General features: G+C 73.8%; 22 protein-coding genes and 1 pseudogene. 13 read left to right on the forward strand and 10 right to left on the reverse strand.

Translation table 11 applies throughout. The features are described from left to right. The first annotated feature begins 2 nt into the window (after positions 1 to 2). A complete protein-coding gene (locus ABEB09_RS26535; protein ID WP_380842128.1) occupies positions 3 to 767 on the forward strand; it encodes a nucleotidyltransferase domain-containing protein in 765 nt (254 codons plus the stop codon). Here the strand turns inward: ABEB09_RS26535 and ABEB09_RS26540 are convergent. The 3 genes from ABEB09_RS26540 to ABEB09_RS26550 are packed head-to-tail and all read right to left on the reverse strand — an operon-like array spanning position 684 to position 2295. Next, positions 684 to 1442 carry a nucleotidyltransferase domain-containing protein gene (locus ABEB09_RS26540; RefSeq protein WP_345692429.1) on the reverse strand — a complete coding sequence of 253 codons (759 nt, stop codon included), beginning with the start codon at positions 1440 to 1442 and terminating at the stop codon, positions 684 to 686. The two genes, ABEB09_RS26535 and ABEB09_RS26540, sit on opposite strands and share 84 nt — an antisense overlap. A 21-nt stretch (positions 1443 to 1463) precedes the next feature. After that, entirely contained in the window at positions 1464 to 1907 is a 444-nt protein-coding gene (locus tag ABEB09_RS26545) for a Rieske (2Fe-2S) protein (RefSeq protein WP_345692430.1), read from the reverse strand. A 52-nt stretch (positions 1908 to 1959) separates the two neighbouring features. Next, positions 1960 to 2295: a DUF952 domain-containing protein gene (locus ABEB09_RS26550; RefSeq protein WP_345692431.1), complete on the reverse strand. Its 336-nt coding sequence runs from the start codon at positions 2293 to 2295 to the stop codon at positions 1960 to 1962. Between the two features lie 105 nt (positions 2296 to 2400). Here ABEB09_RS26550 and aroH point away from each other — a divergent pair, with 105 nt between their 5' ends. The 5 genes from aroH to der all read left to right on the forward strand — a co-directional run bounded on the left by aroH (position 2401) and on the right by der (position 6811). Beyond that, entirely contained in the window at positions 2401 to 2763 is a 363-nt protein-coding gene (gene aroH / locus ABEB09_RS26555; protein WP_345692432.1) for a chorismate mutase, read from the forward strand. Then, positions 2760 to 3845, forward strand: a complete 1086-nt coding sequence (locus ABEB09_RS26560) for a prephenate dehydrogenase (RefSeq protein ID WP_345692433.1) — start codon at positions 2760 to 2762, stop codon at positions 3843 to 3845. The genes aroH and ABEB09_RS26560 overlap by 4 nt, the downstream gene beginning before the upstream one ends. A 110-nt stretch (positions 3846 to 3955) precedes the next feature. Then, complete coding sequence (gene cmk / locus ABEB09_RS26565; protein WP_345692434.1) at positions 3956 to 4642, forward strand: (d)CMP kinase; 687 nt, start codon at positions 3956 to 3958, stop codon at positions 4640 to 4642. Between the two features lie 50 nt (positions 4643 to 4692). Beyond that, positions 4693 to 5280, forward strand: a complete 588-nt coding sequence (locus ABEB09_RS26570) for a lysophospholipid acyltransferase family protein (protein ID WP_345694099.1) — start codon at positions 4693 to 4695, stop codon at positions 5278 to 5280. Between the two features lie 82 nt (positions 5281 to 5362). Continuing rightward, positions 5363 to 6811, forward strand: a complete 1449-nt coding sequence (gene der, locus ABEB09_RS26575; RefSeq protein WP_345692435.1) for a ribosome biogenesis GTPase Der — start codon at positions 5363 to 5365, stop codon at positions 6809 to 6811. Positions 6812 to 6873: 62 nt separating this feature from the next. Here der and ABEB09_RS26580 read toward each other — a convergent pair whose 3' ends face one another. Then, positions 6874 to 7212, reverse strand: coding sequence for a hypothetical protein (locus ABEB09_RS26580; RefSeq protein WP_345694100.1), 339 nt, complete (start codon positions 7210 to 7212; stop codon positions 6874 to 6876). Between the two features lie 134 nt (positions 7213 to 7346). After that, the gene (locus tag ABEB09_RS26585) at positions 7347 to 8141 is read right to left on the reverse strand and encodes a hypothetical protein (RefSeq protein WP_345692436.1); all 795 of its coding nucleotides are present in this window, start codon (positions 8139 to 8141) and stop codon (positions 7347 to 7349) included. 222 nt (positions 8142 to 8363) lie between these two features. Here ABEB09_RS26585 and ABEB09_RS26590 point away from each other — a divergent pair. Next, positions 8364 to 8969: pseudogene (locus tag ABEB09_RS26590) on the forward strand (transglycosylase family protein); the annotation flags it as partial. A gap of 106 nt (positions 8970 to 9075) precedes the next feature. Here ABEB09_RS26590 and ABEB09_RS26595 read toward each other — a convergent pair. From ABEB09_RS26595 to ABEB09_RS26605, 3 genes are read right to left on the reverse strand one after another with little or no spacing between them, the layout of a single operon-like run. Next, the gene (locus ABEB09_RS26595) at positions 9076 to 9759 is read right to left on the reverse strand and encodes an ATP-binding cassette domain-containing protein (RefSeq protein ID WP_345692437.1); all 684 of its coding nucleotides are present in this window, start codon (positions 9757 to 9759) and stop codon (positions 9076 to 9078) included. Beyond that, positions 9756 to 12635 (reverse strand): ABC transporter permease subunit, encoded by a 2880-nt coding sequence (locus tag ABEB09_RS26600; protein ID WP_345692438.1) that lies wholly within the window; start codon positions 12633 to 12635, stop codon positions 9756 to 9758. Before ABEB09_RS26600 ends, ABEB09_RS26595 begins: the two co-directional genes overlap by 4 nt. After that, positions 12632 to 13060: a hypothetical protein gene (locus ABEB09_RS26605; protein ID WP_345692439.1), complete on the reverse strand. Its 429-nt coding sequence runs from the start codon at positions 13058 to 13060 to the stop codon at positions 12632 to 12634. Before ABEB09_RS26605 ends, ABEB09_RS26600 begins: the two co-directional genes overlap by 4 nt. A gap of 92 nt (positions 13061 to 13152) precedes the next feature. Between ABEB09_RS26605 and ABEB09_RS26610 the strand changes: the two genes are divergently transcribed. From ABEB09_RS26610 to ABEB09_RS26630, 5 genes are all read left to right on the forward strand, one after another. Next, complete coding sequence (locus ABEB09_RS26610) at positions 13153 to 13716, forward strand: MTB12 C-terminal domain-containing protein (RefSeq protein ID WP_345692440.1); 564 nt, start codon at positions 13153 to 13155, stop codon at positions 13714 to 13716. After that, a complete protein-coding gene (locus tag ABEB09_RS26615) occupies positions 13694 to 15010 on the forward strand; it encodes an ABC transporter substrate-binding protein (RefSeq protein ID WP_345692441.1) in 1317 nt (438 codons plus the stop codon). The genes ABEB09_RS26610 and ABEB09_RS26615 overlap by 23 nt, the downstream gene beginning before the upstream one ends. Before the next feature lie 80 nt (positions 15011 to 15090). Further along, positions 15091 to 16374 (forward strand): glycosyltransferase family 4 protein, encoded by a 1284-nt coding sequence (locus ABEB09_RS26620; protein WP_345692442.1) that lies wholly within the window; start codon positions 15091 to 15093, stop codon positions 16372 to 16374. Then, positions 16371 to 17147, forward strand: a complete 777-nt coding sequence (locus ABEB09_RS26625; RefSeq protein ID WP_345692443.1) for a hypothetical protein — start codon at positions 16371 to 16373, stop codon at positions 17145 to 17147. Before ABEB09_RS26620 ends, ABEB09_RS26625 begins: the two co-directional genes overlap by 4 nt. Positions 17148 to 17211: 64 nt before the next feature. Further along, complete coding sequence (locus ABEB09_RS26630) at positions 17212 to 18210, forward strand: helix-turn-helix transcriptional regulator (protein WP_345692444.1); 999 nt, start codon at positions 17212 to 17214, stop codon at positions 18208 to 18210. Here the strand turns inward: ABEB09_RS26630 and ctaD are convergent. Beyond that, positions 18137 to 19858 carry an aa3-type cytochrome oxidase subunit I gene (gene ctaD, locus ABEB09_RS26635; protein ID WP_345692445.1) on the reverse strand — a complete coding sequence of 574 codons (1722 nt, stop codon included), beginning with the start codon at positions 19856 to 19858 and terminating at the stop codon, positions 18137 to 18139. The two genes, ABEB09_RS26630 and ctaD, sit on opposite strands and share 74 nt — an antisense overlap. Positions 19859 to 20223: 365 nt before the next feature. Here ctaD and ABEB09_RS26640 point away from each other — a divergent pair, with 365 nt between their 5' ends. After that, complete coding sequence (locus ABEB09_RS26640) at positions 20224 to 20439, forward strand: I78 family peptidase inhibitor (protein WP_345692446.1); 216 nt, start codon at positions 20224 to 20226, stop codon at positions 20437 to 20439. Positions 20440 to 20552: 113 nt separating this feature from the next. Here ABEB09_RS26640 and ABEB09_RS26645 read toward each other — a convergent pair whose 3' ends face one another. Further along, positions 20553 to 21542 (reverse strand): phosphatase PAP2 family protein, encoded by a 990-nt coding sequence (locus tag ABEB09_RS26645; RefSeq protein WP_345692447.1) that lies wholly within the window; start codon positions 21540 to 21542, stop codon positions 20553 to 20555. Positions 21543 to 22009 lie beyond the last annotated feature (467 nt).

Here is a 22009-nt window from a genome sequence, read left to right on the forward strand (position 1 = left end):
ATGTGATCGAACACCTGGACCTCGCCCCCGTCGTCGCCGAGCAGCCCGACCTCCTGCTCTTCGCCACGGTGTCGGGCGCGCACCTGTACGGCTTCCCGTCCCGGGACTCGGACGTGGACCTGCGCGGGGTACACCTGCTGCCGCTGGACGCGCTGATCGGGCTGCGCGAGCCCGAGGAGACCAGGTCCCGGATGTGGGACCGGGACGGCGTCGAGATGGATCTCGTCACGCACGACCTGCGGAAGTTCGTCCGGCTGATGCTGCGGCGCAACGGCTACGTCCTGGAACAGCTGCTGTCCCCGCTGGTGGCCCACACCACCGACGCGCACGCCGAACTCGTCGCGCTCGCGCCCGGCGTGCTCACCTCGCACCACGCCCACCACTACCGCGGCTTCGCGGCCACGCAGTGGCGCCTCTTCGAGAAGAACGGCGAACTCAAGCCGCTGCTCTACACCTTCCGCGTCCTGCTCACCGGCATCCACCTGATGCGCACCGGAGAGGTCGTCGCCCACCTGCCGACGCTCCTGGAGTCGGTGAAGGAGGCACCGGCGTACGTCCCCGACCTCATCGCGGTCAAGGCCGAGGCCGAGCACGGGCTGCTGGACGGACACGACCCCGAGCGGATACGCAACGACGTCGAGGCGCTGCACGGGACGCTGGACGCCGCGCAGGCCGCCTCCGCGCTACCGGACGCCCCCACGGGGGCGTACGACGCGCTGCACGACCTCGTCGTCCGCGTCCGGCGCCTCCACGGCGGAGAGCGCTGACCGCAGCCGGGTGCGGAACAGGAAGTCCTCGACCCGTGCCCGGTCCGGCTCCTCCGGCAGCGGGGACGCGGCCAGCGCCGCGTCCGCCTCGGCGGTCAGGCGGGCCATGCGCGCCTCGACCCGCGGCCACGGCACCTCGCCGCGCTTCACGGCCAGCAGCCGTTCCCGCTCGTCGCCGACGTCGACCACGAGCCGCCCCGTCCGCAGCAGGTCACGGCAGCTCGTCAGCAGCCGCAGCAGATGCATGGCCTGCTTCCAGCGCGGTGCGCCGTGCCGGCGCGCGTGCGCCTCCAGCCTGCGGTGCTGGGTGCGCGCGTACCCGACGAACGTCCCGTGGACCCGCCGGGAGAGGAATGCCTCGCGCAGCGCGAGCAGTTCGCGGCCCGTGTCGTCGACGTACTCGACGAGCGGGGAGTGCAGGCACTCCAGGATGTTCGGGTTGCCGCCCAGCGCCAGCTCGCAGAACCGCTCCAGCTCCCAGCTGAACTGCTCCTCCGCCGGGCCCTCCACGTGCGTGGGCGGCTTGTCGAAGCGCCACTGGAGCGGCGTCGGCGCGAGGAAGACGCCACGGCGGTCGGTGTCGCTGTCCTCCGTGGCCAGCCCGAACGCGCGCGAACCCATGACGCAGGAGTAGATCGTGTGGTCGCGCACCAGCGCCTCGGGCGTGAGGGTCATGCGCCGACCCTATGCCCGACGTCAGTCCAGGCGGATGCGGTTTTCCGCGACGGTGATCCGCTCCGGCGGCAGCGGCCTGGTGGCCGGCCCCCGCGCCACCGACGCGTCGGCGATACGGAACCGGCTGCCGTGGCAGTCGCACTGGATCAGCCCGTCCGCGACCCGGGCGACCAGGCAGCGCTGATGCGTGCAGATCGCCGAGAACGCCTTGAAGTCGCCCTGCCGGGGCTGCGTCACGACGACCTTCTCCGCGGCGAGGACCACTCCGCCGCCCACCGGGACCTCGGAGGTGGCGACGAGGTCCTTGCCGCCGGCCGGGGGCGCCGTGCCGGTGGTGGGCGACGCCGTCCCCCCGCCGCCACCGTCGCCGTCGCCGCAGCCCGAGGCCAGGGCGGTGACGGGAACGGCGACCGCGAGGGCGGTGACCAGCACGGTACGGCGACGGGGCGCGGGGGAAGCAGTCATGGCGGCCATCCTGCGGCCCGGACCCGCCGGCGCGAAGGAACCCGGCCGGGCGCTACGCCCAGGGGGTGAGGTCCAGGGCGTGCCCGTCCGCGTCCCGGCGCACCTCCAGGACGTCCACGACGGCACGCCGGTCCACCGGGCCGTACACGTGCGGGAACAGCTCGTCCTCGGAGCCCTCCCAGCGGACCTCCGGGGTCAGCAGCTCCTCGTCGACGACCAGCACCAGCAGCGGTCCGGCGGTGTCCCGGTAGTGCGCCTCGGCGATCGCCAGCGCGGCCGCCTCGTCGGCGGAGCAGTGCACGAACCCCTCGGACGCCAGCGAGGCCGGCCGGTACGCGTCCCCCGGATCGGCGGACCACTCGTCCAGCGGCACGACATGAAAGAGCATGGGGCCAGTGTCGCGCAGGCCCCGTCCGCGGATGGCGGCGAGGTCCGGCCGGCGCGAGCCTGTGACTAGGCTGAACGCGCGCAGGCACGGATGTGAGGAGCGGAAGTGGCGGTACGAGCGGTCCGGGGGGCCGTCCAGCTGGAGCGGGACGACGCCGAGCACATGCACGAGCAGGTCGGCGCCCTGCTGACGGCCGTGCTCGAACGCAACGGGCTCACCGCCGACGACCTCATCAGCGTCTGGTTCACGGCCACTCCCGACCTGCACAGCGACTTCCCGGCCGTCGCCGCCCGCCGCCTCGGCATCGTCGACGTGCCGCTGATCTGCGCGCAGGAACTCGACATCGCGGGCGCCATGCCCCGCGTCGTCCGCGTCCTGGCCCACGTCGAGACCGATCTGGCCAGGTCCGCCCTCACCCATGTCTACCTCGGCGCCGCAGCCGCCCTCCGCAAGGACATCGCCCAGTGAGAACCGCCGTCGTCATCGGAACCGGACTGATCGGCACGTCCGCCGCCCTCGCGCTGACCGGCCGCGGCGTCACCGTTCACCTCGTCGACCACGACCCGGCCCGCGCCCGTACCGCAGCGGCCCGCGGCGCGGGCACCGACACCGCGCCCGAGGGCCGCGTCGACCTGGCGATCGTCGCCGTACCGCCCGCGCATGTGGCCGCCACGCTCGCCGAGGCCATGCGCACCGGCGTCGCCCGCGGCTACCTGGACGTCGCCAGCGTCAAGGGCGGTCCCCGGCGCGAGCTGGAGGCGCTGGGCCTCGACCTCTCCCCGTACATCGGTACGCACCCCATGTCCGGCAAGGAGCAGTCCGGGCCCATGGCCGGCAGCGCCGACCTCTTCGAGGGCCGCCCCTGGGTGCTCACACCGACGCGCGACACCGACACCGAGGTCCTCAACCTCGCCCTGGAGCTGGTCGCCCTGTGCCGGGCCGTGCCCGTCGTCATGGACGCGGACGCCCACGACCGGGCCGTCGCCCTGGTCTCGCACACCCCGCAGCTCGTCTCCTCGATGGTCGCGGCCCGCCTGGAGGACGCCGACGAGACGGCCGTACGCCTCTGCGGGCAGGGCATCCGGGACGTCACCCGCATCGCCGCGTCCGACCCGCAGATGTGGATCGAGATCCTCTCCGCGAACCCCGGCCCCGTCGCCGACGTCCTGGCCGGCCTCGCCGCCGACCTGGACGAGACGGTCCGCTCCCTGCGCGCCCTGGACTCCTCCGACGAGGACAAGCGGCACGACGGCGCGGCCGGCATCGAGGACGTCCTGCGCCGCGGCAACACCGGCCGCGCGCGCGTCCCCGGCAAGCACGGCACGGCCCCGACCGTGTACGAGACGGTCGCCGTCCTCATCAGCGACAAGCCGGGCGAGCTGGCCCGCATCTTCGCCGACGCCGGACAGGCCGGCGTCAACATCGAGGACGTCCGCATCGAACACGCCACCGGCCAGCAGGCGGGCCTCGTCCAGCTGATGGTGGAGCCCTCCGCGGCCCCGCTCCTGTCGGCGGCCCTGCGCGAGCGGGGCTGGGCGCTGCGGCAGTAGGAGGCCTGCGGCGGGGGTAGCCCGAACGGGTGCAAGGACCCGTGGCGACAGTCGGTAACCTTGTGGCGGGCCCTCGGCAACCGGCCGGCCCCTCTCCGCGTACCAGGAAGGTGTCCGACACCGTGGAATCCGTGATCGTCGCCATCGACGGCCCCTCCGGCACGGGCAAGTCGAGCACCTCCAAGGCCGTGGCCGCCAAGCTGGGGCTCAGCTACCTGGACACCGGCGCGCAGTACCGGGCGATCACCTGGTGGATGATCGACAACGGCGTCGACGTCGGCGACCCCGCCGCCGTGGCCGACGCCGCCGGCAAGCCGGTCATCGTCTCCGGCACCGACCCCTCGCACCCGACGATCACCGTCGACGGCGTGGACGTCTCCGGACCGATCCGCACCCAGGAGGTCACCTCCAAGGTCAGCGCCGTGAGCGCGGTGCCCGAGATCCGCGCCCGGATCACCGACCTCCAGCGCTCCATCGCCGCCACCGCGCCGCACGGCATCGTGGTCGAGGGCCGGGACATCGGTACGACCGTCCTGCCCGACGCCGACCTCAAGATCTTCCTGACGGCCTCCCCGGAGGCCCGCGCCGCCCGCCGCGCCGGTGAGATCAAGGGCGCGGACGTGGCCGCCACGCGGGAGGCCCTCGTCCGGCGGGACGCCGCCGACTCCAGCCGCAAGACCTCCCCCCTCGCCAAGGCCGACGACGCCGTCGAGGTCGACACCACCGACCTCACCCTCCAGCAGGTCATCGAGTGCGTCGTCACCTTCGTCGAGGAGAAGCGGGCGGCCACCCGGTGACCCCCTCCGCCAAAGGCGCCGCCGTCGGGCGGGGCATCGGCATCGGCCTGATGTACGGCCTGTGGAAGCCGCGCGTCCTGGGCGGCTGGCGCGTCCCCGCCGCCGGCCCCGTCATCCTGGCCGTCAACCACGCCCACAACCTCGACGGCCCCATGCTCATGGGCACCGCGCCCCGCCCCGTGCACTTCCTCATCAAGAAGGAAGCGTTCGTCGGGCCGCTCGGCCCCTTCCTGGAGGGCATCGGGCAGCTGAAGGTCGACCGCTCGGCCGCCGACCGCACCGCGATCACGGCCGCCCTGGACGTCCTGGCCGCCGACGGCGTCCTCGGGATCTTCCCGGAGGGCACCCGCGGCGAGGGCGACTTCGCCTCCCTGCGCGCCGGCCTCGCCTACTTCGCCGTACGCTCCGGAGCGCCGATCGTCCCGGTGGCCGTCCTGGGAAGCAACGAGCGCCGCGGACGGTTGATAAAGGGGCTGCCGCCGCTGCGCAGCCGCGTCGACGTCGTCTTCGGCGACGCCTTCCAGGCCGGCGACGGCACCGGACGGCGTACGCGCAAGGCGCTCGACGAGGCCACCGTACGCATCCAGGAGCGGCTCACCGCCCACCTGGAAAACGCCAGGCGCCTCACCGGGCGCTGAGCGACACTCAAGTAGTGAGCCCGAGGCCGGCCCGCCGGCCCGCCGCTCACCGACCACCACGAACGCACGAGGAACGGACTTCATGAACGACCAGCACGACCACGGGGCACTTGGCGACGCCGAGTACGCGGAGTTCATGGAGCTCGCCGCCGAAGAGGGCTTCGACATCGAGGAGGTCGAAGGCGCGATCGAGGAGGCCGGGCACGGCCCGCTGCCCGTCCTCGCCGTCGTCGGCCGCCCGAACGTCGGCAAGTCGACCCTGGTGAACCGCATCATCGGCCGCCGCGAGGCCGTCGTCGAGGACCGCCCCGGCGTCACCCGCGACCGCGTCACGTACGAGGCCGAGTGGGCCGGCCGCCGCTTCAAGGTCGTCGACACCGGCGGCTGGGAGCAGGACGTCCTCGGCATCGACGCCTCCGTCGCCGCCCAGGCCGAGTACGCCATCGAGGCCGCCGACGCCGTCGTCTTCGTCGTCGACGCGACCGTCGGCGCCACCGACACCGACGAGGCCGTCGTCAAGCTGCTGCGCCGCGCCGGCAAGCCCGTCGTCCTCGCCGCGAACAAGGTCGACGGCCCGTCCGGCGAGGCGGACGCCGCCATGCTGTGGTCCCTGGGGCTCGGCGAGCCGTTCCCGGTGTCGGCGCTGCACGGCCGGGGCACCGGCGACCTCCTCGACGAGGTGCTGAAGGCCCTGCCCGACGCCCCCGCCCAGACCTTCGGCGCGGCCGTCGGCGGCCCCCGCCGTATCGCGCTCATCGGCCGTCCCAACGTCGGCAAGTCGTCCCTCCTCAACAAGGTCGCGGGCGAGGAGCGGGTCGTCGTCAACGAGCTGGCCGGCACCACCCGCGACCCGGTCGACGAGCTGATCGAACTGGGCGGCACGACCTGGAAGTTCGTCGACACCGCCGGTATCCGCAAGCGCGTCCACCTCCAGGAGGGCGCCGACTACTACGCCTCGCTGCGCACGGCCGCCGCCGTCGAGAAGGCCGAGGTCGCGGTCGTGCTCATCGACACGACCGAGTCGATCAGCGTCCAGGACCAGCGGATCATCACCATGGCCGTCGAGGCGGGCCGCGCCCTCGTCATCGCGTACAACAAGTGGGACACCCTCGACGAGGAGCGCCGCTACTACCTGGAGCGCGAGATCGAGACGGAGATGCAGCAGGTCTCCTGGGCGCCCCGGGTGAACGTGTCGGCCCGCACCGGCCGCCACATGGAGAAGCTGGTCCCGGCGATCGAGACCGCCCTGGCCGGCTGGGAGACCCGCGTCCCCACGGGCCGCCTCAACGCCTTCCTCGGCGAGCTGGTCTCCGCCCACCCGCACCCGATCCGCGGCGGCAAGCAGCCCCGCATCCTGTTCGGCACGCAGGCCGGCACCAAGCCGCCCCGGTTCGTGCTGTTCGCCTCGGGCTTCCTGGAGCACGGCTACCGCCGGTTCGTGGAGCGGCGCCTGCGCGAGGAGTTCGGCTTCGAGGGAACCCCGATCCACATCTCGGTCCGGGTGCGCGAGAAGCGCGGCAAGAAGAAGTAGCAGCGGGAGCACGTGAGAGGGCGGGGGCCCGGGCGATCATGTCGCCCGGGCCCCCGCCCTGTTCACAGCCCCCTGCGCGGCGCCGGTGGCAGCGCCGCCGGTACGTGCCCCGTGCCGTACGAGGGACGTGCCGCCGCGTAGCCGGGGTACGGCGACGGGTATCCCGACCCCGACGTCGCCCCGGACGCGTGACCGACCTGGCCGGTGTGCCCGGCGTACGAGCCGACCGGGCTGCCCCGGCCCGGCCCGTGGGCCGCCGCGCCGAAGCCCTTGAACCCCAGGTCCTCCTCACCGGTCCGGTCGCCCGGCAGGGTCCGGAAGGACCTCAGGTACTCCGAGTACAGCGCGTCGTAGATCGGGGTGGCCGAGTACCCGGACGTCCCCTCCTGCGCCGGGCGCATTCCGGGGATGTGCTGGTACGGCTGGCGGGTGGGTTCGTATGAGTGCTGCACGTAGGGGCCAACGACCCCGCCGCCCGTCGGATGCGGCCCGTACGGCGAAAACGCGGGCCGTATGGCGGGGCGCAGCGCGTCCATCAGGAGGTGCCGGCCAGCGGCATCGCCGCGGCGACCAGGCGGCCGTTGGCGGCGGCCTTCTCCAGCGCGTCGCGCAGCAGGTCCTCGCGCGGCTGCTGGCCGATGGAGCCCACCGGGGCGGCGAACACCAGGACCGTGTGCGACTTGTTGGCCGCGGCGCGCCAGCTGTCCGTCACCTGGAGCGGCTGGTGGGCCTGCCACCAGGCGACCGGGCTGCCGCCGCCCGTACCCGGCTGGAGGATCGCGTGCAGCTGGCCCATGGCGAGCAGCACCGACCAGCCGGCGAGCCCGGACGGCTTCTGGTTCAGGTCCGACATCGGCAGGAAGCCCTGCTCGATGAGGAGCGGCAGGAACTCGTCGCCCGTGCCGACGGAGCCGGGGCGGGCGATCGGCTCGGTCGGCTCGACCACGAGCGCCGGGTGCAGCTCCCCGTCGATGAGGACCAGACCGCTGGTCACGCCCAGGACGGCCTGCTCGGCCCCGTTGGGCAGCTGCGCGGGAACGGGCATCTGCGGCTCCTCGCCCGTGATGGAACGGACCGCGCCCTGCAGCTGCTCCTCGGCGACCCGGACGACCTGGGACGGGATGCAGGTGGCGTGGGCGAAGGCGAGGACGGCGGTCTCCTCGCCGACGAACAGCACGGTGCTCGTGCGTTCCTGCTCGGAATCGCCCGGGGTGCGGCAGGAGGTGCAGTCGTAGCTGCCCGGGGCGTTCTCGCCGGCGAGCAGCCGGTCGGCTTCTTCGTCACCGATCTCGGCGCGTACGTCCTCGCTGACGTCGAGCATGCGCGGCACGGGTGGCTCCTCGGACTCGTTGCTTCCTGTACCGGGCGGATCCCGGCACGTCTCATGACGAGTTCAACGGGTGAGCTGTGGCCGGGGTCACGCGCGCACGGCGACCGAATCGAGCCGTGACGGGCGGTTCGGACCGGTCTGCCGACCGGGTGGGGTTTCGGCCCGCCCGCGCGGCGCCGCTCCGGGGGCCCGGCGGGGGCCGCCTAGCGTGGGCCGATGCCGATGTCCTCGCTGCCGTACCGTCCGCTTCCGGCGGTCCTGGCCCTGGTCCTCGCCTGCGCCCCGGCCGACGCGGCCTCCGCCCTGCGGGCCGGGGACCCGCCGCCGCCCGCCCCCGGACCCGAGCTGAGCCATGCGCACGACCACCACCACGGCGGAACGGGCACGCGGGCCGACTGCCCGGACGACTGGCCGTGGGGCTGCGTGGCCCTGTGCGAGAGCAGCGGACGCTGGGACGCCCGCACCGGCAACGGCTATTACGGCGGGCTGCAGTTCCGCCAGTCGACGTGGGAGTACTTCGGCGGCCTCGGGTACGCCGCGCGCGCCGACCTCGCCACGAGGGCCCAGCAGATCACCGTCGCCGAGGAGGTGCTGCGCGGTCAGGGCTGGCGGGCGTGGCCCGAGTGCTCCCGGCGCTACGGGCTGCGCGGCCGGGTCCACACCGTGCGGCGGGGCGACACCCTGAGCGCCGTCGCGAGGCGGTTCCGCGTGGAGGGCGGCTGGAAGGCGCTGTACGCGGCGAACAGGGAGGTCGTCGGGGACGACCCGGACCTGCTGCTGCCGGGGATGATGCTGGTGATCCCGGAGGGGGCCGTGCGGCCGGGTGGGGTGGCGGCACCAGAGCCGGCGCCGGCGGCGGAACCGGTGCCGGCGGCGACGCCGGGCCTCGCTCCCTCGCCCTCGCCGTCGCCCTCGTCTTCGCCCTCTCCGGTCGTCACGTCGTCGGCAGTTCCGTCGCCTCCCCGCTGAACGCCACCGTGCCCCGCCGCAGTTCGTGGACCAGGGTCCCGGGCGGCAGGTCCGGCGGGAGGCGCTGTTCGGCCAGGACGACGGCGGTGCCCCGGGCGCACAGGCCGCACAGCAGGGCGTACGTGCGGGCCGCCACGGCGGGCGACATGCCGAGCGCGGGTTCGTCGACCAGGACGACACGCGCGGGCCCGCCGCCCGTGGCGCCCCGCGGTGGCAGCAGGGCCCGGCACAGGGCCAGCATCCGCTGCTCGCCCCCGGAGAGCGTGCCCGCCGTGCGCGCCAGCAGCGGGCGCAGCTCCGGGTACGCGTCGAGGGCGGCCGCGAAGTCGCCGTGAGGAGCGGCAAGTTCGAGGTTGTCGGCGACGGTGAGCGTGGCGTACACCGCGCGCAGGTCCGGCACCAGGCACAGGCCCCGGCGCGCCCGCTCGTGTGCGGGGGTCCGCGTCACGTCGGCGCCGCGCCACAGGACGCGGCCGGACACCGGCCGTACGGTCCCGGCGAGGGTGCGCAGCACCGTCGTACGCCCGGAGCCGTTGCGGCCGAGGAGGACGGTCGGGGTGGCCGCGGGTACGGGCAGGTCGACGCCGTGCAGGGCCTCCAGCGGGCCGTAGCGGACGCGGATGCCGCGCAGCTCCATCTCGACGCTCACGCCATGGTCCTCACGATCCGGCCCGCCTCCATGACGTGGACGCTGTGGGCGATGTCCGCGACGAGGTCCAGGTCGTGCTCGACGACCAGCACGGCCATGCCGTCGGCGGCCAGCGCCTTGACGATCCGGGCGAGCGCGGCGGTCTCGGCCGCGTCGAGGCCGGCGGCCGGTTCGTCGAGCAGCAGGGTGTGCGGCCGGCCCGCGAGCGCCCTGCCGAGTTCCACCCGGCGCAGGGCGCCCGTCGACAGCCCGGCGGCCGGGCGGTCCCGCACCGGCCCGGCGAGGCCCAGCAGCCGCAGGGCCCGTTCGGTGGCGTCCGGGTCGTCGCGGACCCTGCCCTGTTCGGCGCCGACGCGGATGTTCTCCTCGACGGTCAGCGAGGGGAAGACGGCGAGTTCCTGGAACGTCCGGGCGATGCCGAGCCGGGTACGGGCGTACGCGGGGCGCCGCGTGATGTCGACGCCGTCGAGCGTGACGCGGCCGGCGCCGGGGCGCAGGGTCCCGGCGAGGCAGTGGAACAGGGTGCTCTTCCCGGCACCGTTGGGCCCGACCAGCGCGGTGACGCGCCCGGGCGGCAGCAGGAAGTCGACCCGGTCGAGCGCGGTGAACCCGGCGTACCGGACGGTGACGGCGTGCGCGCGGAGCCGGGGGAGCGGGGCGGGGTGCGGCGGTGCGGTCCGCCCGGGCGGCGCGGGAGTGCGGGGTACGTCGTCCAGCGCCGACGGGCCCGGTGGTGGCGCCCCGCCCTCCGGGGGATGGGCGCCGGGCGCGGGCGGGTGCGGCTCGGGCGGTGTCGCTCCGGCCGGAGCCGTCCCGGGGCGTGTCGCGCCGGACGGCGCCGGCTCGGCCGGTCTCGGCCGGAGCGCCGGCGTCGGCGCACCGTGCGGCGGTCGCTTCGTCGCGGGCCTCTCCGCCAGGCGCCGGACACCGAAGCGGGCTGCCACGAAGCGCCGTACGCCACCGCCCCGTAGGCCGCGCCCCGGTACGCCCGACCGGCGTGCGCCTCGGCTCCTCGCCCCCGGACCCCGTACGCCCGAACTGCGCACGCCCCCACGCCCCCCACCCGTACGCCCGCCACCGGCCGTCCCCCTCGCCCGCCTTTCCAGCCTGCCCAGCAGCGACGTCAGCGGTGGCAGCCGGGCCGTGAGGGCTGCCAGGACGCCGATGACCGCGGCTGCCGCGCCGCCCCGGGCGCCGGCGTCCAGGCCCACCAGGAGTGCGGCCGCCATGAGGGGGGCCAGGAGGCTGTCGGCGCCCAGGACCAGGACGGCGGCGAACCACAGCAGGCCCCGTACCGGGTCGAACGCCGCCGCGTCGAAGGCGCGCTGGCCCATGCCGAGCAGGCCGCCGCCCAGCGCGGCCAGTGCCGCGCCCGCCACGAACGCCAGCAGTTTCAGCGAGGGCACCGGCACGCCGGCGGCAGCCGCGCCCGACTCGTGGTCGCGCAGGGCCGCCAGCGCCCTGCCCGTGCGGCCCCGGCGCAGCGCCGCCACGGCGGCCAGCGCACCCGCGAGGACGACCAGTTCCAGCACGTAGTAGGGGCGGTCCTGGGCGAATCCGGCGGGGCGGTCCACGGTGAGTCCGGCCGTCGCGTACGGCTGGGCCAGCACGAAACGGCTGACGCCCACGCCCACCGCGAGCGTCGCCAGCGCCAGGGCGAGCCCCCGGCGGCGGATCGCCGGCCAGCCGGTCAGCACCCCCAGGGGCGCCACCAGCACCACCGCGACCGGCAGGGCGGCCAGTTCGGGCAGCCGGGGGAGGCCCGGCATCCGCCCGGCCGCGAGCAGCGCCGTGAACAGGGCGCCGAGGCCCGCGTACGCCGCCTGCCCCAGCGAGATCTGGCCGCCCCGCCCGGTCACCACGACGAGGGACAGCAGGATCACGGCCAGGGCCGGGACCTGCACCGACGTGCGCAGGTCCGTCCCCGCGAAGCCGAGCGGGAGCAGGAACAGCAGCGCCACCGACAACCACAGGCCCGCCGGCACGGGCGCGCCCGTCGTCGTCGCCCGCGTCAGCACGTCCCGCTCGCCCACGCCCGGCAGCACGAGCGCGGCGACCAGCAGGGCCACCACGAACAGGTTCGCGCCGAGGGCCTGCACCAGGGGGCCCGGCCAGCCCTCGGGGTGAAAGCGCGTCAGCTGGGCCTGCCCGATGCCCACCGCCAGCGCGGTCGCCACCGCCACGGGCAGGCTCCGCATCCGCGCCGCGACGGCCACCGCGATCACCTCGACGACCAGCAGCGGCAGCCCGTACGGGTCCAGCCGTACGTACGGGGCGAGCAGCACGCCCGTGAGGCCCGCGGTGAACGACCCGAACGCCCAGCCCACGGCCGCCACCCGGTCCGCGTCGATCCCGCCGAGCGCCGCCAGCGCCCGGTTGTCGACGACCGCCCGCAGCTCCTTGCCGAGCCGCGTCCACCGGGTCACCGCCCCCACCGCGCACGCCGCCACCACCGCCACCGCCAGCTGCGCCCACGGGTCGTCGCCCAGCAGCACCGGCGCGTCGGCCCGCGCCCCGCCGCCCCACAGCAGCGCCGCACCGCCCACGAGCAGCACGAACACCCCGATGGACGCCACCAGCGTGCGCGCCGGGTCGGCGCCCGCACGCGCCGCCGGCCGGAACACCACGCGGTCGAGCAGCAGCCCGATCCCGGGCGCGACCAGCAGCAGCGTCACGCACGCGGCCGCGCCCAGCGGCCAGCCCCACTCGACGACCAGCTGGCGCAGCACGTACGCGCAGACCATGGCCACGGCGCCGTGCGCCAGGTTGAGCACGCCGGTCGCCCGGTAGGTGACGACGAGTCCGACGCCGGTGAGCGCGGCGGCGCTGCCGACGGCCAGCCCGGCGAGGAGGAGTTCGTACGTCAGGGAGGTCACGGTCCGGCCCCGGCGGGGCCGTCGGGCTCGCACACCGGGCACGGCTCCAGCCGCTCCCCGCCCACCGGGACGACGCCGGCCTTGCCGGCGACCAGCGGGCAGTCGGGCCGGTGGGCGAGCGTCCCTCCCGCCACCCGTACGGGTGGCTCGTCCGAGGACGGGCGCACCGTGACCGTGTCCGGCTCGCCCGGGGCGCCGGCGTCCGTCTCCGCCGGGCCGCGCACCTGCCCGTGCGGCCGCTCCCGCCCCGCCACCAGCACCGCGCCCGCCACGATCAGCGCGGCGCCCGGGACCGTGCCCGACGCCAGGTACGGCAACTGCCGCTCGGCGAACCGCTCGCCGGACACGCCATACCAGCCCAGGACGCACAGCACCGCGCCCCCGGCGAGGGCGGTCAGGCCGCCCCACCACAGCAACCGCGGCATCCGGCCCCCTTCGCAGCACTCCGCTGGCGATACATGGTGATTCCTTGCACTATGCCCGTGAATGCACTCTGCCCGCGAAGGAACAGACCCCGGTGGTGACCCAGATGGTCCAGAAGATCCCCGGCAGGCCCGGGACGCGCACCGCAGCGCTCGCGGCCGCCGCGATCCTCACGCTCGTCCCCCTGACCGCCGCGTGCGGCGACGGCAACGGCGCGGCCGACACGTCCCCGGCGCCGACGCCGACCGCCATCGCGCCCACCACCGCCCAGCCGACCGGCACCCCGCCGGGGAACGCCCCCGCCGACCCGGCCGCCGCGCGCAAGGAGATCGAGAAGAACTGGGCGGCCTTCTTCGACCCCAAGACCACCACCGACGAGAAGGTCAAGCTCCTGGAGAACGGCGAGCAGATGCGGCCGGTCCTCATGGCCTTCGCCGGGGACGAGAACGCCGCGCGGACCTCGGCCAAGGTCAAGAACGTCACGTTCAGCTCGCCCACGCAGGCCGCCGTCACCTACGACCTGCTGGTCGCCGGCACGCCCGCCCTGCCCGACGCCAAGGGGCAGGCCGTGCACCAGGACAACGTCTGGAAGGTCTCCCGGAGCACGCTCTGCGCGCTGGTGAAGCTCAGCGGCAATGCGGCCGTCCCGGGCTGCTGACACCCTCCTGGCGGCCGTCGCGCTGGCGGCGCTCCTCACACCGAGCGCCGCCTGCGGCAGCCGCCTCCCCGGGAGCGCCTTCGAGACCCGGCGCCCCACCGCCACCACCACCGCCGCCGGGCCGCCGATCCGGGTCGGCATCATCACCAGCGCCACCAGCCCCGTGGGCGGCGAGGCGTTCACCGGGCCGCGCGACGGGGCCCGCGCCTACTTCGCCGCCCTGAACGCGCGCGGCGGCCTCGACGGGCGCCGCGTCGAGGTGCTCACCTGCGACGACGGCGGCAGCGGCGTCGGCAACAGCGCCTGCGTCGACGAACTCGTGGGCGAGCGCAAGGTGTTCGCCCTCGTCGCCACCGCCGTCCTCGACTACGCGGCCGCCGCGCGCGTCTCCGCCGCGGGCGTCCCCGACATCGGCGGCCAGCCCGTCGGCCCGGCGTACGACACGTACCCGCACCTGTACGGGATCTACGGCAGCTCGGCCCCGCGCACCGGGGACCAGCCGGGCTGGGACGGCGTCCTGTACGGCGGCACGGAGGTCTACCGCTACTTCAAGCGCGCCCACGGCGCCCGTACGGCCGCGGTCGTCGCCTACAACCAGCCCGCGTCCGCCGCCTACGCCCGCCTGGTCACCCAGGGCCTGCGGGCCGAGGGCTACCGCGTCGTGAACGAGCAGGTCGACTTCGCCCTGCCCAACTTCCGCGCCGTCGCCGCCGACCTGCGCGACCAGCGCGCCGAGCTGGTCTTCGACGCGCTCGACTCGCACGGCAACGCCCGGCTGTGCGCCGCACTGGACGCCGTCGGCGCGACCCTCACCGCCAAGGTCACCAACGTCCAGAACTGGAACTCCGCCGTCCGTGACGACTACCGCGACGCCCCGCGCTGCCGCAACGCCCTGTGGTCGACCGGCTCCAGCCGCAACCACGACGAGACCTCGCACCCCGCCGTACGCGAGTTCCGCGCCGCCATGGACCGGCACCTGAAGGGCACGTCCCTGCGCTCCCAGTGGCAGCTGGAGGGCTGGGCCGCGGCCATGTGGTTCACCGACGCCGCCCGCTCCTGCCTGCCGGCCCGCCTCACGCGCGCGTGCGTGGAGCGGTTCCTCAACCGGGACGAGGGGTACACCGCGCGCGGGCTGCTGCTGCCCGTACGCTTCCAGCGGCTCGCCGAACCGCCCCGCACGCACCGCACCTGCCTGTCCGTCGCCCGCTGGCGCGACGGCCGCGGCTGGGTCACCCAGAGCGGTGACATGACCACGAACTGCGCCACCGTGCCCCAGCTCGGCTACCGCCCGTGAAAGCCAAGTACAGTCCACCCTTGACGCATACCAACACGACCATCGGACGACCTGTCGGACCTGGGGGACGCGGCGACGCGATGCACATCTCTTTCCTGCTCCACAACGCGTACGGAATCGGCGGCACCATCCGCACGACCTTCAACCTCGCCCAGGCCCTGGCCGAGCGCCACGACGTCGAGATCGTGTCGGTCTTCCGGCACCGCGAGGAGCCGACCCTCGGCGCTCCCCCCGGCGTCACCATGAAGCACCTGGTCGACCTGCGCCGCGGAAGCCCCACGTACGACGGCGACCACCCCGACTACAAGAAGCCGGCCAAGGTCTTCCCGCGCGGCGACGGCCGCTGGAAGCAGTACAGCCGCCTCACCGACGCCCGGATCGCCGCCCACCTGAAGTCCCTGGAGGCCGACGTCGTCGTCGGCACCCGCCCCGGACTGATCGTGCACATCGCGCGGCAGGCCCGCCGCGGCCCCGTCCGCGTGGCCCAGGAGCACCTGACGCTGGACAGCCACGGCTACCGGCTGCGCCGCGAGATCGGCTTCCGCTACACCCTCCTCGACGCGATCACCACCGTCACCGAGGCCGACGCCCGCTCCTACCGCACCCGGCTCAAGCTGCCCGGCGTCCGTATCGACGCCATCCCCAACAGCGTCCCGGCGCCGACCGTCCCGCCCGCCGACTCCACCTCCAAGTGGGTCGTGGCGGCCGGCCGGCTCACCAAGGTCAAGCGGTACGACCTGCTGGTCGAGGCGTTCGCGAAGGTCGTCGCCGCCCGCCCCGACTGGCGGCTGCGGATCTACGGCTCCGGCGACGCGACCGGCAACGAGAAGAACAACCTGCGCGCCCTGATCGAGCAGCACGGGCTGCACAACCACGTCTTCCTGATGGGCCCGGCGAACCCGCTGGAGCCCGAGTGGGTCAAGGGCTCCATCGCCGCCGTCACCTCCCGCCTGGAGTCGTTCGGCATGACCATCGTCGAGGCGATGCGGTGCGGGCTGCCCGTCGTGTCGACCGACTGCCCGCACGGGCCCGGCGAGATCATCGAGGACGGTGTCGACGGGCGGCTCGTGCCGGTCGGCGACGTGGACGCGATCGCGGACGCCCTGCTCGGCCTGATCCAGGACGACGACCTGCGCCGCCGTACCGGGGAGGCCGCACTCGCCGCGTCGCAGCGCTTCGACCCGGCCCGGATCGCCGAGCGCCACGAGGCGCTCTTCACCGAACTGGTCGCCGGAGGCGGCGGCGCGCGGTCCCGCAGCCGCGTCCGCGACCTGGTCCACCGCACCCGCGGCGCCGCCCTCGACGCCGCGTACGCCGTGCGCTACAAGGCCGCCGACGTGCTCCGGAAGGGAAAGCGCGCATGACCGACCCCAAGCCCGCCCCGCACAGCGCCCCACGGGCGGACTGCGTCGCGGACTCCGCCGGCGGCATCACCTTCGACATAGCGGCCGCGGACGTCGCCGAGCCGGTCCTCGTACTGCGCCTGCGCGGCTCGGACCCCGCCGAGGAGACCCGCCTGCCCCTGACGCCGACCGTCGAGGGGCAGTGCCGGGCGGTCCTGCCCAGCACCGTCGAACTCGTCGAGGGCCGCTGGGACGTCTACGTGGGGGACAGGGCCGTCGAGCCCGGCCTGCGCGACGTACGGGCCCTCGTCGACCGCGTCCCCGAGCCCGAGGGCCCGGTCGCGGTCCGCATCCCGTACCCCACGGCGGAGGGGCGCCTCGCGGTCCGCAGCTGGGTGCGCGCCCCGCACGCCGAGGCCGGGGCGGTCGGCTTCGGCCAGGGCACCTGCACGGTCGAGGGCCGCCTGTACGGCGCCGACCTGGGCCCGGACGCGGCCGCCGAGGCCCGGCTGGGCGAGCGGGTGGTGCGGCTGCCGGTGGACGGCGAGAAGGGCGAGTTCACCTTCACCCTGCCCTATGACCGGCTCGCCGAGGGCGGCGTCGCGAAGCAGCAGATGTGGGAGCTGTGGCTGCGGCCGGCCGAGGGCGCCGATCCGGTGCGCCTGGCGCGCATCCTCGACGACGTCTGGGACCGCAGGAACGTCTTCGTCTACCCGGAGTACGAGGGCGAGGGCTACCGCGCGGCCCCCTGCTACACCACCGACAACGAACTCTGCGTCCGGCTCGTCCGCTAGCACGGGCCATGGGCCCAGCCGTCGCGGACCGTAGCTGTCCGCGACGGCTGGCAGACTCGCCCCCATGTTGGAGACCTCGGCACGACTGCTGCGTCTGCTCTCCCTGCTCCAGGCCCACCGCGAATGGTCGGGCGCCGCACTCGCCGACCGGCTGGGCGTCACCCCGCGCACGGTCCGGCGGGACGTGGAGCGGCTGCGGGAGCTGGGTTACCCCGTCCACGCCACGCCCGGAACCGGTGGCGGCTACCAGCTCGGCGCCGGCGCGGAGCTGCCGCCCCTGCTGCTGGACGACGAGGAGGCCGTCGCGGTCGCCGTCGGCCTGCGCACCGCCGCGGGGCACGGCATCGAGGGCATCGGCGAGACCTCCGTACGCGCCCTCGCCAAGCTGGAACAGGTGCTGCCCCACCGGCTGCGCCGCCGCGTGAGCGCGCTGACCACGTTCACCGTGCCCATGCTCCGCCCCGCCCCGCAGCCCGCGCAGCAGGTGGACCCCGCGCTGCTCGGCGAGCTGGCGGGCGCCTGCCGGGACAGCGAGCGGCTGCGCTTCACATACCGGGACCACAACGGGTCCGACACGCGCCGCACCGTCGAGCCGCACCGCCTGGTGTGCACCGAACGCCGCTGGTACCTGGTCGCCTGGGACGTGGACCGCGCCGACTGGCGTACGTTCCGCGCGGACCGGATCACCCCCACGCCGCCGCACGGGCCCCGCTTCGCCCCCCGCACACCGCCCGCCGACGACCTTGCCGCCTATGTCGCCAAGGGCGTCTCCACCGCCGCCTACGAGGCCAGGGCCGTGCTGCGGCTGCACACCTCGGCCGCCGAGGCCGCGCAGGTCGTCGGACCGTCGGACGGGATGCTGGAGGCCGAGACGGAGTCGACGTGCCTGCTGCGCACCGGCGCGGCCACCCTCGACGTGCTGGTGATCCACATCCTGCTCATGGGGATCGAGTTCGAGGTGGTCGAGCCGCGGGAGCTGGACGAGCGGATCAGGTCGGCCCGCGATCTGCTGTCCCGGGCTCTCGACCGCTCTCCGGACCGGTCGGGGAGAAGCTCCCCGTAGCCCGCTGGTACGCCGCGTACTCGGGGTGGTGCAGGTCGAAGGCCGGCGACTCGGAGCGGATGCGGGGGATGAGGAGGAAGTTGTGGCGGGGCGGTGGGCAGGAGGTCGCCCACTCCAGTGACCGTCCGAACCCCCACGGATCGTCGACCTCCACCTTCTCGCCGTACCTGGCGGTCCGCCAGACGTTGTAGAGGAACGGCAGCGTGGAGGCGCCCAGCAGGAACGAGCCGATCGTCGAGATGGTGTTGAGCGCCGTGAAGCCGTCGGCCGCCAGGTAGTCCGGGTACCGGCGGGGCATCCCGGAGGCGCCCAGCCAGTGGTGGACCAGGAACGTGAGGTGGAAGCCCACGAAGAGGGTCCAGAAGTGGATCCGTCCCAGCCGCTCGTCCAGCATCTTTCCGGTGAACTTGGGCCACCAGAAGGAGAAGCCCGCGAACATCGCGAAGACGACGGTGCCGAACACCACGTAGTGGAAGTGGCCGACCACGAAGTACGTGTCGGTGACGTGGAAGTCCATCGGCGGCGAGGCCAGGATGACCCCGGTCAGGCCGCCGAACAGGAACGACACCAGGAAGCCCAGCGCCCACAGCATCGGTGTCTCGAAGCTGAGCGAGCCCTTGAGCATGGTCCCGGTCCAGTTGAAGAACTTCACGCCGGTCGGCACCGCGATCAGGAACGAAAGGAAGGAGAAGAAGGGGAGCAGCACCGCTCCGGTCGCGAACATGTGGTGGGCCCACACGACCATCGACAGGCCGGTGATGGCCATCGTCGCGGCGATCAGCGTCAGATAGCCGAAGATCGGCTTCCGGGAGAAGACCGGGATGATCTCGGTGACGATCCCGAAGAACGGCAGCGCGATGATGTACACCTCGGGGTGACCGAAGAACCAGAAGAGGTGCTGCCAGAGCAGCGCCCCGCCGGTCTCCGGGGCGAACACCACCGACCCGAACTGCCGGTCCGACTCGAGGACCAGCAGCGTCGCCGCCAGCACCGGGAACGCCATCAGCACCATCACCGAGGTGAACAGCACGTTCCAGGTGAAGATCGGCATCCGGAACATCGTCATGCCCGGCGCCCGCATCCCGATGATCGTGGCCAGGAAGTTGACCGCGCCCAGGATCGTGCCGAAGCCGGAGAGCGCGAGCCCCATGATCCACAGGTCGGCGCCGATCTCGGGGCTGTGCACCTTGGAGTTGAGCGGGGCGTACGCGAACCAGCCGAAGCTCGCCGCACCGGAGGGCACCAGCAGCGACCCCAGCACGATCAGCCCGCCGAACAGGAACAGCCAGTAGGCGAGCATGTTCAGTCGTGGGAAGGCCACGTCGGGGGCGCCGATCTGCAGCGGCATGATCTCGTTGGCGAAGCCCGCGAACGTCGGCGTCGCGAACAGCAGCAGCATGATCGTTCCGTGCAGGGTGAACATCTGGTTGAACTGATCGTTGCCGATCAGCTGAAGCCCGGGGCGGCCCAGCTCGGCCCGCATGATCAGCGCCATCAGTCCGGCGATCAGAAAGAAACAGAATGCCGTGACCAGATAGAGGTGACCGATCTTCTTGTGATCGGTCGTGGTCAGCCAGTCCACCAGCACTTGGCCCGGCGTCCGTTCCGGGGGCGGCTCGACGGTCGCCCGGACGGTCTCGGTCCCCATCACGTCCCCTCCGTCTCGGCGCGCTCTCCGCCCCACGATGCTCGCCGTCGGCGCTCCGCATCGGGTGCGTTCACGCCGACCGAGTCTGTGGGAATTATGCGGAGAGCCCGTGAACGACTCGTGGTTCCGGGTCCTCCGGAAGAGTGATGACCGGGGAATTCCGCGAGCCGGGGAAAAGGGCCCGGCGAGTGGTCGGCGAATTCCCCCGGGAATGGTTTTCGGCGGCTGATCGGGTGAATGGTTGCCGCTTGCCGCCGTGTCGTGTCCCTGTGACACAAATGTGACGGACCGCGTACGCGAAGATGGTGATCTTTGGGTAGGGGCCGTGGCTTCCGCCGCGCCCGCGCGCCGCCTACGGTGAAGGCATGGCACCGGAACCGACCACCCCAGGACAGCCCGACGACACCCCTGAGTCGTACGTGGGACTCGACGACCGCGGCGCCGAACAACTGGCGCGTTCCCGCGGCTGGACCACGGTACGGGCGGTTCCGCCCGGCTCGATCATCACGCTGGAATACGTGGTCGGGCGGATCAACTTCGAGGTCGACGACCACACCGTCATCCGCTGCTGGGTGGGCTGATCCCGATTGGCCCCGGGCGGCCTCTCCTTGACCCTGTAATGCCGCATGACCCCGTAACGCCACGGGCCCCGGCGGGAGAGCCGGGGCCCGTCGGGCGTGCGGGGGAGGCGGTGTCAGCCGCCGGTCAGCGGACGCGACCTGGGCGGACGGCGGCTGCCCGCCGGGGTGACCGGGGTCCGCTCGGACCGCAGTACCGCGTGCGCCCGGGACTGCGAGAGCGTCGCCCGGATCTTGGGCGCGTGCCCGCCCGTACCCGCGCTCAAGGGCTCGCGTACGGGCTCCTCCACCCCAGCGGCATGCCGCTGGGGCTGTATGGCGGGCAGCAGCTCGGGCGCGGGAACCGGGGCGAGCGGCACCGTCGGCACCGCCGCGCGGCGCTCCCGCATCCGGTCGCGCCAGGCGAGGGCGGCCGTCTCGGCGCGGGCGATGAACGGCTCGCACCACGGCAGGCCGAGCAGGATGAGCAGACCCGCGGCCCAGCCCAGCAGCACATCGCTGAGCCAGTGCGTACCGAGGTACACGGTGGTCAGGCCGACGCCCAGGGCCACCACGGCGGACACGGCCGACAGATAGCGGCGGGCGCGTGGCGTGGTGGCGAGATAGGCGAGAATGCCCCAGGTCACCACGGCATTGGCGGTATGTCCGGAAGGAAATATATCGCCGCCCGCGAACAGCTCGGCGGAGCCGATCTGCGTCGCGTAGTGGGGGCCCAGCCGGCCCAGACCGATCTTGACGGAACCCACCGTCACATTGAGCAGCAGCAGTGCCGTGCCCAGGACCAGGAGCGGCCGCAGCGTGTGCTGCCGCCAGGACCGCCAGCCGAGCCAGCCCGCCACCATCAGCGCGGTGGGGCCGCGCTGTCCCAGCACGACGAAGTAGTCGAGCGGCGCGTGCAGCTCCGGCCACTGCTGGTACGGCCGGAACAGCATGACCTTCCAGTCGATGAGCACCAGCCACGTCGAGGCCAGCACGGCCACGACGATGGCCAGATAGAACACGGACGTCCCGCCGAAGAGGGCGAGACGCGTGTGGCTCATCCGCGGGATCTCAATCTTCGGCGGTTCCGGCTCCCGGTCGAGCCGGGCAAAGATGTCGGTACGCACCCAATCGACGTTACAGGGAGTGAGCGTCGGGCCAGGCCGTTCCGGTCTCTTTGTGATGACGATGTGATGTGGAGTGGGTCTCGAAGGGGCCTTTATTCGGTGCTTATCCAAAAACCCCGTGGACCCTTCGGCCAATAGCCCCGGTGCTTCTTCCGTAAGTCTGTTTGTGTGCCGGGAAATGCCGGGCGCCGGCGGGCACGGCCGGGAAATTCGTCCGGCGCGGTGGCGCACCCCGGCGGCGCCGGCCCGGTGCGTCGCCCGGCCCGCGCGGTCCGCGGAATGCCACCCTCCGCGCGTGTCGCGGTCCCGCGCCGCCCTCCGCCCGCGTGTCGCGGCGGCGCCGCCCACGTGGTGTACGCCACACACCCCGGCGCGTCCCGGTGAGAGATCGACCACCCACCACCCGCCCGACGTCACGTAGGCTGACGATTCGCTCGCCCTCCCCCAAGGTGTCGACCGCGCTCGAC

Source organism: Streptomyces coeruleoprunus, assembly GCF_039542925.1.
Lineage (GTDB): Bacteria > Actinomycetota > Actinomycetes > Streptomycetales > Streptomycetaceae > Streptomyces > Streptomyces coeruleoprunus.

What these genes read in the sequence shown, in the direction of transcription:
- ABEB09_RS26540 (WP_345692429.1), bottom strand. Translation starts at nt 1,442, where the DNA reads ATGACCCTCACGCCCGAGGCGCTGGTGCGCGACCACACGATCTACTCC.
- ABEB09_RS26545 (WP_345692430.1), bottom strand. Translation starts at nt 1,907, where the DNA reads ATGACTGCTTCCCCCGCGCCCCGTCGCCGTACCGTGCTGGTCACCGCC.
- ABEB09_RS26550 (WP_345692431.1), bottom strand. Translation starts at nt 2,295, where the DNA reads ATGCTCTTTCATGTCGTGCCGCTGGACGAGTGGTCCGCCGATCCGGGG.
- ABEB09_RS26570 (WP_345694099.1), top strand. Translation starts at nt 4,693, where the DNA reads ATGTACGGCCTGTGGAAGCCGCGCGTCCTGGGCGGCTGGCGCGTCCCC.
- der (WP_345692435.1), top strand. Translation starts at nt 5,363, where the DNA reads ATGAACGACCAGCACGACCACGGGGCACTTGGCGACGCCGAGTACGCG.
- ABEB09_RS26580 (WP_345694100.1), bottom strand. Translation starts at nt 7,212, where the DNA reads ATGCGCCCGGCGCAGGAGGGGACGTCCGGGTACTCGGCCACCCCGATC.
- ABEB09_RS26605 (WP_345692439.1), bottom strand. Translation starts at nt 13,060, where the DNA reads ATGCCGCGGTTGCTGTGGTGGGGCGGCCTGACCGCCCTCGCCGGGGGC.
- ABEB09_RS26615 (WP_345692441.1), top strand. Translation starts at nt 13,694, where the DNA reads ATGCGGCCGTCCCGGGCTGCTGACACCCTCCTGGCGGCCGTCGCGCTG.
- ABEB09_RS26620 (WP_345692442.1), top strand. Translation starts at nt 15,091, where the DNA reads ATGCACATCTCTTTCCTGCTCCACAACGCGTACGGAATCGGCGGCACC.
- ABEB09_RS26625 (WP_345692443.1), top strand. Translation starts at nt 16,371, where the DNA reads ATGACCGACCCCAAGCCCGCCCCGCACAGCGCCCCACGGGCGGACTGC.
- ABEB09_RS26630 (WP_345692444.1), top strand. Translation starts at nt 17,212, where the DNA reads ATGTTGGAGACCTCGGCACGACTGCTGCGTCTGCTCTCCCTGCTCCAG.
- ctaD (WP_345692445.1), bottom strand. Translation starts at nt 19,858, where the DNA reads ATGGGGACCGAGACCGTCCGGGCGACCGTCGAGCCGCCCCCGGAACGG.
- ABEB09_RS26640 (WP_345692446.1), top strand. Translation starts at nt 20,224, where the DNA reads ATGGCACCGGAACCGACCACCCCAGGACAGCCCGACGACACCCCTGAG.